The 13,417-nt window shown below is 71.2% G+C and carries 14 protein-coding genes; 8 read left to right on the top strand and 6 right to left on the bottom strand.

Translation table 11 applies throughout. The annotated features are described in order from the left end of the window. Positions 1 to 167: 167 nt before the first annotated feature. Positions 168 to 974, bottom strand: coding sequence for a hypothetical protein (locus AC51EU_RS19250; RefSeq protein ID WP_496268235.1), 807 nt, complete (start codon positions 972 to 974; stop codon positions 168 to 170). A 181-nt stretch (positions 975 to 1,155) separates the two neighbouring features. Here AC51EU_RS19250 and AC51EU_RS19245 point away from each other — a divergent pair, with 181 nt between their 5' ends. The 6 genes from AC51EU_RS19245 to AC51EU_RS19220 all read left to right on the top strand — a co-directional run bounded on the left by AC51EU_RS19245 (position 1,156) and on the right by AC51EU_RS19220 (position 8,571). Next, complete coding sequence (locus AC51EU_RS19245) at positions 1,156 to 2,658, top strand: aldehyde dehydrogenase family protein (RefSeq protein WP_496268234.1); 1,503 nt, start codon at positions 1,156 to 1,158, stop codon at positions 2,656 to 2,658. 127 nt (positions 2,659 to 2,785) lie between these two features. Beyond that, the gene (locus AC51EU_RS19240; protein ID WP_496268233.1) at positions 2,786 to 4,360 is read left to right on the top strand and encodes a GMC family oxidoreductase; all 1,575 of its coding nucleotides are present in this window, start codon (positions 2,786 to 2,788) and stop codon (positions 4,358 to 4,360) included. Beyond that, positions 4,360 to 5,454, top strand: a complete 1,095-nt coding sequence (locus AC51EU_RS19235) for a quaternary amine ABC transporter ATP-binding protein (RefSeq protein ID WP_496268232.1) — start codon at positions 4,360 to 4,362, stop codon at positions 5,452 to 5,454. Before AC51EU_RS19240 ends, AC51EU_RS19235 begins: the two co-directional genes overlap by 1 nt. Beyond that, positions 5,454 to 5,594: a hypothetical protein gene (locus AC51EU_RS19230; protein ID WP_496268231.1), complete on the top strand. Its 141-nt coding sequence runs from the start codon at positions 5,454 to 5,456 to the stop codon at positions 5,592 to 5,594. The genes AC51EU_RS19235 and AC51EU_RS19230 overlap by 1 nt, the downstream gene beginning before the upstream one ends. After that, complete coding sequence (locus tag AC51EU_RS19225; RefSeq protein ID WP_496268230.1) at positions 5,591 to 7,579, top strand: ABC transporter permease; 1,989 nt, start codon at positions 5,591 to 5,593, stop codon at positions 7,577 to 7,579. Before AC51EU_RS19230 ends, AC51EU_RS19225 begins: the two co-directional genes overlap by 4 nt. A gap of 2 nt (positions 7,580 to 7,581) precedes the next feature. Then, the gene (locus tag AC51EU_RS19220) at positions 7,582 to 8,571 is read left to right on the top strand and encodes an ABC transporter substrate-binding protein (protein WP_496268229.1); all 990 of its coding nucleotides are present in this window, start codon (positions 7,582 to 7,584) and stop codon (positions 8,569 to 8,571) included. A 51-nt stretch (positions 8,572 to 8,622) separates the two neighbouring features. Here the strand turns inward: AC51EU_RS19220 and AC51EU_RS19215 are convergent, their stop codons facing one another. After that, positions 8,623 to 9,945 (bottom strand): NsdA family TPR-like regulatory protein, encoded by a 1,323-nt coding sequence (locus AC51EU_RS19215; protein ID WP_496268228.1) that lies wholly within the window; start codon positions 9,943 to 9,945, stop codon positions 8,623 to 8,625. 156 nt (positions 9,946 to 10,101) lie between these two features. On the opposite strand from AC51EU_RS19215, the gene AC51EU_RS19210 reads away from it, so the two are divergent. Further along, positions 10,102 to 10,335: a hypothetical protein gene (locus AC51EU_RS19210; protein ID WP_496268227.1), complete on the top strand. Its 234-nt coding sequence runs from the start codon at positions 10,102 to 10,104 to the stop codon at positions 10,333 to 10,335. Between the two features lie 367 nt (positions 10,336 to 10,702). Here the strand turns inward: AC51EU_RS19210 and AC51EU_RS19205 are convergent, their stop codons facing one another. The 4 genes from AC51EU_RS19205 to AC51EU_RS19190 all read right to left on the bottom strand — a co-directional run bounded on the left by AC51EU_RS19205 (position 10,703) and on the right by AC51EU_RS19190 (position 13,113). Further along, positions 10,703 to 11,305 carry a hypothetical protein gene (locus tag AC51EU_RS19205; RefSeq protein WP_496268226.1) on the bottom strand — a complete coding sequence of 201 codons (603 nt, stop codon included), beginning with the start codon at positions 11,303 to 11,305 and terminating at the stop codon, positions 10,703 to 10,705. A gap of 154 nt (positions 11,306 to 11,459) precedes the next feature. Continuing rightward, positions 11,460 to 12,191 (bottom strand): isocitrate lyase/PEP mutase family protein, encoded by a 732-nt coding sequence (locus AC51EU_RS19200; protein ID WP_496268225.1) that lies wholly within the window; start codon positions 12,189 to 12,191, stop codon positions 11,460 to 11,462. Then, positions 12,188 to 12,634 carry a carboxymuconolactone decarboxylase family protein gene (locus tag AC51EU_RS19195; protein WP_496268224.1) on the bottom strand — a complete coding sequence of 149 codons (447 nt, stop codon included), beginning with the start codon at positions 12,632 to 12,634 and terminating at the stop codon, positions 12,188 to 12,190. Before AC51EU_RS19195 ends, AC51EU_RS19200 begins: the two co-directional genes overlap by 4 nt. Positions 12,635 to 12,639: 5 nt before the next feature. Further along, entirely contained in the window at positions 12,640 to 13,113 is a 474-nt protein-coding gene (locus AC51EU_RS19190; RefSeq protein ID WP_496268223.1) for a carboxymuconolactone decarboxylase family protein, read from the bottom strand. A gap of 47 nt (positions 13,114 to 13,160) precedes the next feature. Here AC51EU_RS19190 and AC51EU_RS19185 point away from each other — a divergent pair. Then, on the top strand, positions 13,161 to 13,417 hold a 257-nt coding region (locus AC51EU_RS19185), incomplete at its 3' end, for a GntR family transcriptional regulator (protein WP_496268222.1).

Genomic DNA, 13,417 nt, shown 5'->3' with positions numbered 1-13,417 from the left:
GCCGTCCCGCCCTTCGCCCGCGCCCCGCGCGTCGTACGGACGCGGCACCCCGCCCGGCCGCCGGAGCGGGAACGGACGGAGCGCCACGGCGACGGCCCGCGGGACTGACGCAGGGGAGGAGACGGTTTACGGGAGGGGCGTACGGAAAGACCCGCCGGCGCGCTCCCTCACACCGACTGGGTGTTCTGCTGTTGCTGCAACTGCCCCTCCACCGAGTCGATGTCCACGCTCTGCGCGGCCGTCGGTTTCCTGGCGGAGACATGGACGCCGTAGCTGCTCAGCAGGAGGGTGCTGGTCTCGTGGTCGGCCTCGGAGGTGAGTTTGCGGGGGTAGTGGTGGCCCTCGATGGCGACATAGAGCGTTTGGGTGAAGCGGCCCTGTTTCTGGCTGATGGGCAGGACGCGGGTGCCTTCGTGGACGGTCGGTCTGCCCTTGACCAGGGGCGGGGCGGAGGCGGTGGCGCCGGGGGGCGGGTGTTCGGGGCCCGCGACCTGTTTCTGGAAGGCGGCGAGGTCGCAGGCGGCGGCGATCTGGCCGAGCAGCGCGTTGTCGGTGGTGCCGTGCAGATAGCGGCCCTTGACGCGGTCGGCGATCTCCTGGCCCTGGCGGCCGGGGACCTGGCTCTTCCAGAAGGCGGCGTCGGGCTTGAGCCAGACCTCGTTGCCGTGTTTGACGAGGTCGACGCGGCCGTATTGGCCCTTGCTGATGGCGCCGGTGCAGTTGCCGCCGCGGTCGAGGGTGAGATCGAGCTTGGTGGGGTCGGCGCTGGTGTGGGTGCGTAGCCGCAGGGAACGGGCCTGGAGCAGTTCCTTGCGTGCGGTGTCCGAGATCTGCTGGGCGGTCTTGCCCGCGAGATCGCCCTCGTCGCTGTGATCGTCCGCGACGGCGGTGCCACTGCCGACGCCGCTGCCGAGGAGGGCTGCGCCGCAGGTCAGGGCGGTGATCGTGCGGGCGGAGCGATGTCTGGTGATCATTTCGGCACCTCCGCACCGAAGGGGGCATACGGCTATTCAGCGTACTTTTCCCGACATTCGGCTGCACATTGAGTGACTCGGCTCACTTTCCCCGGATGCGTGGGCATAGGTAAGGGGCTTTCGGGGAGGGGCCCGATGCCGGGGGGCGTCCAGCAGTTCGAAAGCGGAAGGCAGAAACAACGTGTCGGCACACGAGACCATTCACGTAGACGGGGTGTGGCGGGCCGCCACGTCCGGCGCCACGAGGGAGGTCCTCGACCCCGCCGATGCCACCGTGCTCCAACTCGTCGCCGAGGGCGGCACCGAGGACACCGACGCCGCCGTGGCCGCCGCCCGCCGTGCCTTCGACGAGGGCCCCTGGCCCCGTACGCCCGTCGCCGAACGCTCCGCGCTGCTGCGCAAGGTGGCCGATCTGCTCCGGCGCGACCGCGAGGAGATCGCGCTGACCGAGAGCCGCGACACCGGCAAGACGCTGGAGGAGGGCCGGGTCGACGTCGACGATGTCACCAATGCCTTCCGGTACTTCGCCGATCTGGTGACGCAGGAGAGCGGCGGCCGCGTCGTCGACGCCGGCTCGCCCGAGGTGCACAGCGTCGTCGTGCACGAGCCCGTCGGTGTGTGCGCGCTCATCACGCCGTGGAACTATCCGCTGCTCCAGGCAAGTTGGAAGATCGCCCCGGCGCTGGCCGCGGGCAACACCTTCGTCGTCAAGCCCAGCGAGGTCACCCCGCTCTCCACGGTCCACCTGGTCCGGCTGCTGGTGGAGGCCGGACTCCCGGCGGGCGTCGCCAACATCGTCACCGGCGCCGGCGTCCCCGTCGGCCAGCGGCTCGCCGAACACCCCGACGTCGACCTCTTCTCCTTCACCGGCGGCCTGGTCAGCGGCACCAAGGCCGGCGCGGCCGCGGTGGCCGGAGCCAAGAAGATCGCACTGGAACTGGGCGGCAAGAACCCCAATGTGGTGTTCGCCGACGCCTGCGCGACCGACGAGGGCTTCGACACCGCCGTCGACCAGGCACTGAACGCCGCGTTCATCCACAGCGGCCAGGTCTGCTCCGCCGGCGCCCGGCTGATCGTCGAGGAGTCGGTGCGCGACCGCTTCGTCGCCGAACTCGCCCGCCGCGCCGAGAAGATCAAGCTCGGCCGCGGCACCGAGGACGGCGTCGAGTGCGGCCCCCTCGTCTCCCAGCAGCAGCTCGACAAGGTCGAGGCGTACGTCGCCTCCGCGCTCGCCGAGGGCGCCCAACTGCGCTGCGGCGGCACCCGCCCGGAACCTTCCGGCGTTCGCCCCGCCACCGGCTACTTCTACGCGCCGACCGTGCTGGACGGCTGCCACCGGGAGATGAAGGTCGTCCGCGAGGAGACCTTCGGCCCGATCCTCACGGTGGAGACGTTCACCACCGAGGACGAGGCCGTCGCCCTCGCCAACGACACCGAGTACGGACTGGCCGGCGCCGTCTTCTCCGGCGACACCGCCCGCGCCCGCCGCGTCGCGGCCCGCCTGCGCCACGGCACCGTGTGGATCAACGACTACCACCCCTACCTGCCGCAGGCGGAATGGGGCGGTTTCGGGAAGTCCGGAATCGGCCGGGAGCTGGGCCCCACGGGCCTGGACGAGTACCGCGAGAGCAAGCACATTTACGAGAACCTGCGGCCGGCGCCCGTGCGCTGGTTCGCCGGCTGACACCCGCACCACCCCGCCACCCCGCGGCCGTCCTCCCGGCCACCCACGACCACCACTCTCCGTGTCCGATCGCATCCGATCGGTGATGTTCGCAGCGCGGACCGCACGCGCAGAAGGAGCACCGCCCATGCCCCCGTCCACCGCCGCCCGCCCCGCCCGCACCCTCCGCGCCGACTACGTCATCGTCGGCGGCGGCACCGCCGGGTCCGTGCTCGCCTCCCGGCTGACCGAGGACCCCGACGTCAGCGTCCTCGTCATCGAGGGCGGCCCCACCGACATCGACCGCGACGACGTGCTGACGCTGCGCCGCTGGCTCGGACTCCTCGGCGGCGACCTCGACTACGGCTACACCACCACCGAACAGCCGCGCGGCAACTCCCACATCCTGCACAGCCGCGCCAAGGTGCTCGGCGGCTGCTCCTCCCACAACACCCTCATCTCCTTCAAGCCGCTGCCGTCCGACTGGGACGAATGGGCCGAGGCCGGCGCCGCCGGCTGGGGCGCCAAGGACATGGACCCCTACTACGGCAAGCTGCGCAACAACATCGTGCGGGTGGCGAAGAAGGACCAGAACGCCATCGCCACCGACTGGGTCGAGGCCACCAAGAACGCCCTCGGCGTCCCCGAGGTCGTCGGCTTCAACGACAAGCCGTTCGACGAGGGCGTCGGCTTCTTCGACCTCGCCTACCACCCCGAGAACAACAAGCGCTCCTCCGCCTCCGTCGCCTACCTCCACCCCCACATGGAGGCCGGTGACCGCCCCAACCTCCACCTCCAGCTGGAGACCTGGGTCCACAAGCTCGAACTCGACGGCACCCGGGTGACCGGCGTACGGGCCCGCACCAAGGACGGCGAGGAGATCCTGGCCGAGGCCGGACGCGAGGTGCTGGTGTGCGCCGGCGCGGTGGACACCCCCCGCCTGCTGATGCTCTCCGGCATCGGACCGCGAAAGGACCTGGAGGCGCTCGGCATCGACTGCGTCCTCGACCTGCCGGGCGTCGGCGAAAACCTGATCGACCACCCGGAGTCGGTCATCGTCTGGGAGACCAACGGCCCCCTCCCGGGCAACTCCGCGATGGACTCCGACGCGGGCCTCTTCGTCAAGCGGGACCCCGCGCACAAGGGCCCCGACCTGATGTTCCACTTCTACCAGATCCCCTTCACCGACAACCCCGAGCGACTGGGCTACGAACGCCCCGAGCACGGCGTGTCGATGACCCCCAACATCCCCAAGTCCCGCGCCCGCGGCCGCCTCTACCTCACCTCCGCCGACCCCGAGGCCAAGCCCGCCCTCGACTTCAAGTACTTCGAGGACGAGGAGGACTACGACGGGCGGACCCTCGTCGACGGCATCAAGCTCGCCCGGAAGATCGCGCAGGCCGAACCGTTCGCCAAGTGGCTCAAGCGCGAGGTGTTCCCCGGCCCCGAGGTCACCGACGACGCCGAGATCGGCGAACTCGTCCGCAAGGCCGCGCACACCGTCTACCACCCCGCCGGCACCTGCAAGATGGGCGCCGCCGACGACGCCCTCGCCGTCGTCGACCCGCAGCTCAAGGTCCGCGGCCTGGACGGCGTCCGCATCGCCGACGCCTCCGTCTTCCCGACGATGCCCGCCGTCAACCCGATGATCGGCGTGCTGATGGTGGGGGAGAAGTGCGCCGACCTCCTCAAGGAAACCCCGGCCCAGGGCGGTGATGCCTGATGGCGGGCTCCCCCGGCATACCCGGCCCCCGGGCGGACGAGGACCGCCCGGACGCCGTCTTCTCCGTCCGCAACCTGTGGAAGGTGTTCGGCCCCAAACCCGAACGCGTCCCCGGCGACCCCTCCCTCGCCGCCCTGTCCGCATCCGAACTGCGCGAACGCACCGGCTGCACCGCCGCCGTCCGCGATGTCTCCTTCGACGTCCGCAAGGGCGAGGTCTTCGTCGTCATGGGCCTGTCCGGCTCCGGCAAATCCACCCTCGTCCGCTGCCTGACCCGGCTCATCGAACCGACCGCGGGCACCCTGGAGATGGACGGCGAGGACGTCCGCGCCATGGACCGCGCGACACTGCGCGAACTGCGCCGCCGCCGCGCCTCCATGGTCTTCCAGCACTTCGGCCTGCTGCCGCACCGCACCGTCCTCGACAACGTCGCCTACGGCCTGGAGATCCAGGGCGTAGGCCGGGCCGAACGTCGCGAACGGGCCGCCGCGATGGTCGGCAAGGTCGGCCTCGGCGGGCTGGAGAAGCGCCGCCCCGGCCAGCTCTCCGGCGGCCAGCAGCAGCGCGTCGGCCTCGCCCGCGCCCTCGCCGTCGACCCCGAGGTCCTGCTGTTCGACGAACCGTTCAGCGCCCTCGACCCCCTCATCCGCCGCGACATGCAGGAGGAGGTCGTCCGCCTCCACCGCGACGAGGGCCGCACCATGGTCTTCATCACCCACGACCTCGCCGAGGCCCTGCTGATCGGCGACCGGATCGCCCTGATGCGCGACGGCCGCGTCGTCCAGCTCGGCACCCCCGAGGAGATCGTCGGCTCCCCGGCCGACGACTACGTCCGTGACTTCGTCCGCGACGTCCCCCGCGAACAGGTGCTGACCGTACGGCGCGCCATGCGCCCGGCCCGCGACGACGAGGCCGGGCAGGGCCCCGCGCTCGCGCCGGACACCCTCGTCCGCGACGCCATCGACGCGGTCGCCCGCTCCGGCGCCGCCCGCGTCGTCGACGACGGCCGCTGCCTCGGCGTCGTCGACCACGCCTGCCTGCTCGACGTGGTCGCCGGGACCGGCCGCACCCGCCGCGACGAGGTGGCCGCCTGATGTCCGCCCTCGCCACCCCCCGTACGGCCGTCCCCCTCACGGCCCGGCTCCGCGCCGCCCTGGCACGCCACTGGGAAGAGGCGCTGCGCGCGGCCGCCCTCAACGTGCCCACCGGCACGGTGAAACGAGGCCGCGCATGAGCACCACCGCCCCCACCACCGCACCCCGCTCACTGACCTCCACCGCCGGGAACGGGCCGCTCACGGCCGTCCTGCGCCACCGCGCCGTCGGCAAGCTCCTGCTGCTCGCCGTCGCCGCGGCGGTGCTCGTCCCCGTCGTCCACAGTCTGTGGCCCGGCGCGGCCTGGCCGTCCGGCCTCACCGTCGACCTGTCCGGGCCGCTCGGCGCGACCAGCGACTGGATCATCGACAACCGCGACAGCCACCCGCTGTTCGTGTACTTCCTCGGCCACCTCAGCAACGCCGTCGTCCTCTCCGTCCGCGCCGTCTACCTCGTGCTGCTCGCCCTCGGCTGGACCGGCGTCACCGCCGGGGTCACCCTGGTCGCCTGGCGCGCAGCAGGCCCCCGCATCGCCCTGCTCGCCCTGGCGTCCTTCCTGGTCAGCGGCGTCCTGGGGATGTGGGTGCCGACGATGCAGACCCTCGCGCTGATGATCGTGGCGGTGCTCGCCTCGGTCGCCGTCGGCGCCCTCCTCGGCCTGGCCGCCGGCCTGTCCGACCGCGTCTTCCGGCTGCTGCGGCCCGTCCTGGACACCATGCAGGTGCTGCCCGCGTTCGCGTATCTGCTGCCCGTCGTCCTGGTCTTCGGCATCGGCGTACCGGCCGCCCTGCTCGCCACCGTCGTCTACGCCGCCCCGCCGATGGCCCGGCTGACCGCCCTCGGCCTGCGCGGCGCGGACGCGGGCGTGCTGGAGGCCGTCACCTCGCTCGGCGCCACCGGACGGCAGCGGCTGCTGACCGCCCGGCTGCCGCTGGCCCGCAAGGAACTGCTGCTCGGCCTCAACCAGACGATCATGATGGCGCTCTCCATGGCCGTGATCGCCTCCATGATCGGCGCAGCCGGCCTCGGCGACCGCGTCTACCAGGCCCTCGCCTCCGTCGACGTCGGCGCGGCGCTCGCCGCCGCCGTCCCGATCGTGCTGCTCGCCGTCGTCATGGACCGCACCACCGCGGCGGCCGGCGCCCGCCTCGGCGCCGACACCACGCCGCGCGGCCCGAAGGGCCTGCGCGTCTGGGCCGGTATCGCCGCCGTCACCGCGGCGCTCGCCGTCGCCGGACGGCTGGCCGGCTCCGCCGCCTGGCCCTCCGGCTGGACCGTCGCCGTCGCCGGACCCGTCAACGACGTCAAGGAGTGGATGGTCGACCACCTTTACTCCGGCGTCCCCGTCATCGGCGGCACCGCCGACTGGGCCGCGCACTTCACCGACTGGGTCCTCAACCCGCTGCGCGACGGCCTGACCGCCCTGCCCTGGTACGCCGTCCTGCTCCTCGTCGCCGCCCTGGCCTGGCTCATCGGCACCTGGCGCACCGCCCTGACCGCCGTCCTCGCGATGGCCGCCATCGGTGTCCTCGGCGTGTGGAAGCCGTCCATGAACACCCTCTCCCAGGTGCTCGCCGCCCTCGCGGTGACGCTGGTCATCGGCATCGGCGTGGGCATCCTCGCCGCGGGCAGCGCCCGGCTGGAGGCGGCGCTGCGACCGGTCCTCGACGTCATGCAGACCATGCCGCAGTTCGTCTACCTCATCCCGGTCGTCGCCCTGTTCGCCGTCGGCCGCGCCCCCGCCACGGCCGCCGCCGTGGTCTACGCGCTGCCCGCCGTCGTCCGCATCACCACCCAGGGCCTGCGCCAGGTCGACCCCGGCGCCCTGGAGTCCGCCCGCTCGCTCGGCGCCACCCGCTGGCAGACCCTGCGCCAGGTCCAACTCCCGCTCGCCCGGCCCGCGTTGCTGCTCGCCGTCAATCAGGGGGTGGTCCTCGTCCTCGCCGTCGTCATCATCGGCGGCCTGGTCGGCGGTGGCGCCCTCGGGTACGACGTGGTCACCGGCCTGGCCACCGGCGATCTCGCCCTCGGCCTCGTCGCCGGCGTCGCCATCGTCTGCCTCGGCCTGATGCTCGACCGCGTCACCCAGCCGACCGGGCGCCGCACGGCGGGGAAGGGGGCCTGACCATGACCCGTACCCGTACGAAGCTGCTCGGCGCCGCCCTGGCCGCCGGGGCCCTGACCCTGTCGCTCACCGGCTGCGGCAAGGCCGACATGACCCGGCAGGCGTCCCCGTTCGCGGCGGCCCAGGGCTCCCGGTCCGTCACCCTCTCGGTGCAGACCTGGATCGGCGCACAGGCCAATGTCGCGGTCGCCAAGTACCTCCTCGAACACGAGTTGGACTACCACGTCGACACCGTCCAGGTGGACGAGATCCCCGCCTGGGACGCCCTCAGCCAGGGCCGGGTCGACGCGATCCTGGAGGACTGGGGCCACCCCGACCAGGTCGCACGCTACGTCGACGACAAGAAGACCATCACCGACGGCGGCGGCAACGGCGTCACCGGCCACATCGGCTGGTGGGTCCCCACCTACTGGGCCGAGAAACACCCCGAGGTCACCGACTGGAAGAACCTCAACAAGTTCGCCGCCCAGCTCCGCACCCCCGAAAGCGGCGGCAAGGGCCAGCTGATGGACGGCTCCCCGTCCTACGTCACCCACGACAAGGCCCTCGTCAAGAACCTCGGCCTCGACTACGAGGTCGTCTTCGCGGGCTCCGAGGCGGCCCAGATCACCCAGATCCAGCAGTTCGCCAAGGAGAAGAAACCCTTCCTGACGTACTGGTACGAACCGCAATGGCTGTTCAACCAGGTCCCGATGACCGAGGTGAAACTCCCCCCGCACACCCCCGCCTGCGAAAAGAAGGGCGCCGAGAACCCCGCCTCCGTCGACTGCGCCTACCCCACCACCCCCCTCAAGAAGTACTTCAACACCACCTTCGCCAAGAGCGGCAACGACGCGGCCCGCTTCCTCGCCCGCTTCCACTGGACCAAGAAGGACCAGAACGAGGTCGCCGAACTGATCGCCTCAAAGGGCCTGACCGCCGACCAGGCGGCGGAACGGTGGGTGCGGGACCACCGGGATGTGTGGGAGAAGTGGCTGCCGGGGGAGGGGTGACGGGGTGAGAGGCGAGTAGGCGCCGAGGAATCCCGGTGCCACATCGTGCCCTCAGACGTACTGCCGGGCCCTTTCGTAAAGGTCTCCGGCCGCACCGTTCGACAGGTGTGGCCGGAGGAGGGTGACCATGCGGGAGACGCGCTCGTCCACGCGTCCCGAATGGATCGTCGGGTATGCGTCCAGGACACCGGACCAAGTCGCGCACGCGGCTTCGAGGTGCCCCACCTGCAATTGGCGTTCGGCCAGCAGGGAACGGAAACGGATGGCGGATCTGCGGCTGTCGCTGGGGTCACGAAGCCGGAAGTGCTCGTGCAGGTATGTGATGCTTCCCCGGACGTCGCCGAGTTCGTACCGCACTTGTGCGATGTGGTAGGCGAGAGTCGCCGAATTGTAGGAACCGAATGTCTTCGAGCGGGATTCGGCTTTCTCCATGGCCACTTCCGCCTCGCGGAGATACCTGTGCGCAAGGGTCCGGTCGCCGACCTGGGCGCTGCTGTGAGCCTGCTGCCCCGCAAGGAAGGCACGCATTCTCGGGCCCGCTTGCGGTGACGCCGAAGCGGCGGCGTCCGCGAGCCTCATCGCCTGCCGGCCATGACGCAGATCGACGGCCTGCACGCTCATTCCGCGAAGCGTGGTGCAGTAGGTCAGATGGTCCTCGGAAGCTCCCGCGAGTTCGAGAGCCTTGAGGTAGTAGCGCTGTGCCAGCCCGTGTATTCCTTCGTCCACCGCCATGTATCCGGTCAGATAGCAGAGATCCGACGCGGCGGCCGTCATCGCTTTCCGAACCCTTTCGGAGGCGTCCGCCCGGAGGTAGGGCGCCACGGTGTTCACCAGAAACGCGGCGGCCATGGGACGCGCATGCCGACCACCGAACTGGTCGTCCAGCCGAGAGATGCGTTCCGTCATGGCGGTAACCATCTCCACATCAGGCATCCCGATCCGCTTCACCTGTTCCGCCCGCGCCTTTTCCATCCGTCCGACAACATCGGGCCAGTCAGGCACGGCCAGCGCGACGGAGAAAAGCCCGGCTCCCAGCACACCTCGCCGTGACGGATCCATGTCCTGCCTCCCGAGCTCAAGAAGCCCTTCCACCGTGGGCGGCTCGTTCTCCGATCGCCTGGGACCGGGCGGGAACCCGGCTTCGTCGGCGGTCACCGGGCGCCGCAGCCGACGGGCCAACGCCTCCAGAACCAGAGGGCGGACGGTCTCCTTCGGCATGTGCCCCGGGAGCCACTGGTGAACGGACGGCTCCCGGTACCTCAGCGGCGTCCCGCACTCCGTCCCCAACCGGTTGACCGCCTGGGCGAACTGCCGCAAGGACCAGCCGGCCTCGCGGTGCAGCCGCGCCAGGCGCTCATTCGGCCTGATGGCCATGATGCGTCAACTCCTCGCGGCACAAGGCCGCTTAAAGCTCTTAAGTCCGTGTGCTGCGACAACGGTACCTCCCCAAGAGCCCGTGCAGTTGTCTGTGCGGAGAAGGACCCGAAGCGGTGGCCACGGGCAACCGCGACTCAAGGCGGAGGTAAACCAGTGCCGGCAGACGAGTTGCCGTACGACGGCCAGAAGGGGATCGAGGAAGCGGAATCGGCACGCAACGAACTTGACGCTGCGCTCCGGGGCGCAGGAATCGTCCTGCCGTCCCTCGGCGTCAGTACAGGTGGGTTCGGGCAGGTGATCGCACTCGTGGATCTCGGGCGTTGCAATGCGGCCACGGCGCAGAGGCTTGCTTCGGTCATCACCTCACGCGGCCAAATCGGTGGTTGATGCGGCACCTTCTGCCACCTCCTGGCCGGCCCGATCGAAATCCCGGCCGCGAGGCACCTCTCCCGATCAGTGGGGGAGGAAAGGCTGTCCGGTCCGAGCCGTACGTGTCGGCCGGGCCGGGCAGCCGTGGAACGGGGGAACGGAAATGGTGGAGTCCGACGTAAGGCGCTGTGATGACGGAAAGCAAGAAAGAAAAGGGCAGTACCGAAGACCTGTCGGAGAAGGTGCGAAAAGTGAACAAGCGGCCCCCGCCCGGCAAGGAGTCGCGAAAATGGGGATGAGCAAAAGACGACGTTTCTCACCCGACGGCCTCTTCTGGGGCGCCGTGTTCATGTTCATGGCGTGGGGCGGCGTCATCATCGTGGCGCTACTGGTCACACTGAACCGCGTCTGACCCGCACGCCCTGGCCCCGGCACGCGCCGTCGTGGACGTGGAACGGAGCCGGGGCGATGCCTCAGCCACGGGCAGCCCCAAGGAGCGCAGGACCGCGGCCGGGACGTCGGTGTGGCTCAACTCGTCGGCCAGGGCGAGGGCGTGGTTGGCGAGGGTGAGGGCGCGAGGTGCGGGGACGGGCTTGCCGTGTGCGCGGAGGGCCGCGGTGACGCGGGTCCAGGAGTAGTAGGGGATGCCGGCGACATCCTCTTCGGGGGCCGGGAAGCCGGCGAGCCGGGCGAGGGAGTCGGGGGTCCGTCCGGCGCGCCGGGCCGCCTCGTCGCGGGTGACCAGGTCGTTCTGCTCGACGCGTACCGCGCGCAGGCCGGGGAGTTCGCGGATCTGCGAGGCGGCTTCGGCGATGGCTTCGAGGAGGGTGGGCGCGTCGAGGGAGCAGTGCACCGTGCTCGGTCCGGGGCCGCCCAGGGTGTAGGGCATGTCGCCGCGGGCGAAGAAGAGATCGTCGTCGGTGTCGAGCCGGCGCACCTCGTCCTCGGTGATCCGCCGGTTCAGGACGAGGGTGAAATCCCAGGTCATGGTGGGTTCCTCAGCGCTCGGTGCGGGCGAACGAACTCGGTGATCCTCGCTTCTCCCGGGCCGTTGCCGTCGGGCTTCTTCCGACCGGATGATGTGCTGGCGGTGTGTTGACGTCCGGGGGCGGGCAGTGCCGCTCCTGCCCCGTACGGCGTCCTCACCCCACCACCGCCCCGCCACCCCTCACCCGCCCCGCCAGCTTCGTCACCTCGTTCATCGTCAGGTGGTACAGCCCCGGGCCGAAGGTGATGCGGGTGGCGCCGAGGGTGTGCAGCTCGGTGGGGGAGGGGCCGTTCGCGCGGGCGAGGGCGTTGAGGGGGAGGGGGAGGGCGGTGGAGAGGTGGGGGAGGGCGGTCGGTGGGGCGAGGATGGGGTAGAGGCAGTCGGCGCCGGCCTCGGCGTAGAGGCGGCCGCGGTGGACGGCCTCGGAGGGGTCGTCGATGCCGCGGACGAAGGTGTCGATGCGGGCGTTGATCACCAGCGCTTCGCCGGCCTCGGCGCGTACCTCCGCGAGCCGGTCGGCCTGCTGCCGCGGGTCCATGAGGGTGCCCGTGACGCGGTCGCTGTCCTCCAGGTTGCAGCCGACGGCGCCCGCTTCCGCGAGGCGTCCGACCAGCTCGCGGGCGCCGAGGCCGTAGCCGTCCTCCACGTCGGCGGTGACGGGGACGTCGACGGCGCGGGTGATGCGGGCGATGGCGGCGAACATCTCGTCGGGCGGCGTCCTGCCGTCCTCGTGACCGAGGGAGGCCGCCACCCCCGCGCTGGGTGTGGCGAGCGCGGGAAACCCGGCGTCCGCGAACGCCTTGGCGCTGCCCGCGTCCCACGGGCCCGGCAGCACGAGGGGCAGCCGGGGACCGTGGTGCAGGGCGCGCAGTGCCGCGGCGGTCACAGAGTGGCCCCGACGGGGGTGCGCAGGGCGACGTTGATGCGGTTCCAGTTGTTGATCTCGACGATCACCGCGATGAGATGGGCGAGTTCGACGTCCGTGAACTGTTCGGCGGCGCGCGCGTAGACCGCGTCGGGGACGAAGCCGTCGGTGAGGACGGTGACGGCCTCCGTCAGGGCCAGGGCCGCCCGTTCCCGTTCCGTGAAGTGGTCCGTGGCCTCCTCCCAGGCGCTGACCAGCGCGATCCGCTCCTCGCTCACGCCCGCCTCGCGCAGCCCGCGGGAGTGCATGTCGACACAGAACGCGCAGTGGTTGATCTGCGAGGCGCGCAGGACGACCAGTTCGGCCAGGACCGCGTCGCCCAGGCCCTTCTTCGCGGCCAGGGTGAGCCGGAGCTGGGCGCGGTAGATCTCGCGCGGCAGGGACGCGCGCTTCTTCCCGGTCATGGCGCTCACGCCTGCCCGGGGGCCATGCGCGTGGTGACGCCGAAGCGGTTCCAGGCGTTGATGGTGGTGATCAGGGCGATGAGCCGGGCCAGTTCGTCCTCGTCGAAGTGGGCGGCGGCGCGCTCGTAGACCGCGTCGGGGACGAAGCCGTCGGTGAGGACGGTGACGGCCTCGGTGAGGGCGAGGGCGGCCTGCTCCTTGTCGGTGTAGATCCCGGCCTCCTCCCAGGCGCTCAGGAGGTGGACGCGCTCCTCGGTCTCCCCGGCCCTGCGGGCGTCCTTGGTGTGCATGTCCAGGCAGAACGCGCAGTGGTTGAGCTGCGAGGCGCGGATGCGGACCAGTTCGGCGAGCGCGGGGTCGATGCCCTTCCTGGCCGCCGCGTCCAGCCCGATCATGGCCTTGTAGACCTCGGGGGCGAGTTCCGCCATGCGGAGGCGGGGTCCGGGAGCCGTGGGGTTCGAGGTGTGTGGGGTCGTCATGGGAACGACGCTACGACGGTAATGGCTCAGCAGTATGGTCCATTCCCATGAACATCATCCGGGCCACTCGTGCGGAGGACGCCCGACCCGCGCCGGCCGAGGGCCGCGACCTCCATCTCGACCTCACCGGCCCCGGCGGGCTGCGCGCCAACCTCACCCGCGCCCTGCGGGACGCCGTACGCACCGGCCGGCTCGCCCCCGGCACCCGGCTGCCGTCCTCCCGCTCGCTCGCCGCCGACCTGGGCATCGCCCGCAACACCGTCGTCGACGCCTACGGCGATCTCGTCGCCGAGGGCTGGCTCGC

This window comes from Candidatus Streptomyces philanthi (genome assembly GCF_059553635.1).
The sequence above is the reverse complement of the archived record's forward strand: the minus strand, read 5'-3'. Positions and strand labels throughout refer to the sequence as shown.

What these genes read in the sequence shown, in the direction of transcription:
- AC51EU_RS19205 (WP_496268226.1), bottom strand. Translation starts at nt 11,305, where the DNA reads ATGACCTGGGATTTCACCCTCGTCCTGAACCGGCGGATCACCGAGGAC.
- AC51EU_RS19225 (WP_496268230.1), top strand. Translation starts at nt 5,591, where the DNA reads ATGAGCACCACCGCCCCCACCACCGCACCCCGCTCACTGACCTCCACC.
- AC51EU_RS19230 (WP_496268231.1), top strand. Translation starts at nt 5,454, where the DNA reads ATGTCCGCCCTCGCCACCCCCCGTACGGCCGTCCCCCTCACGGCCCGG.
- AC51EU_RS19190 (WP_496268223.1), bottom strand. Translation starts at nt 13,113, where the DNA reads ATGACGACCCCACACACCTCGAACCCCACGGCTCCCGGACCCCGCCTC.
- AC51EU_RS19250 (WP_496268235.1), bottom strand. Translation starts at nt 974, where the DNA reads ATGATCACCAGACATCGCTCCGCCCGCACGATCACCGCCCTGACCTGC.
- AC51EU_RS19215 (WP_496268228.1), bottom strand. Translation starts at nt 9,945, where the DNA reads ATGGCCATCAGGCCGAATGAGCGCCTGGCGCGGCTGCACCGCGAGGCC.
- AC51EU_RS19235 (WP_496268232.1), top strand. Translation starts at nt 4,360, where the DNA reads ATGGCGGGCTCCCCCGGCATACCCGGCCCCCGGGCGGACGAGGACCGC.
- AC51EU_RS19240 (WP_496268233.1), top strand. Translation starts at nt 2,786, where the DNA reads ATGCCCCCGTCCACCGCCGCCCGCCCCGCCCGCACCCTCCGCGCCGAC.
- AC51EU_RS19220 (WP_496268229.1), top strand. Translation starts at nt 7,582, where the DNA reads ATGACCCGTACCCGTACGAAGCTGCTCGGCGCCGCCCTGGCCGCCGGG.
- AC51EU_RS19195 (WP_496268224.1), bottom strand. Translation starts at nt 12,634, where the DNA reads ATGACCGGGAAGAAGCGCGCGTCCCTGCCGCGCGAGATCTACCGCGCC.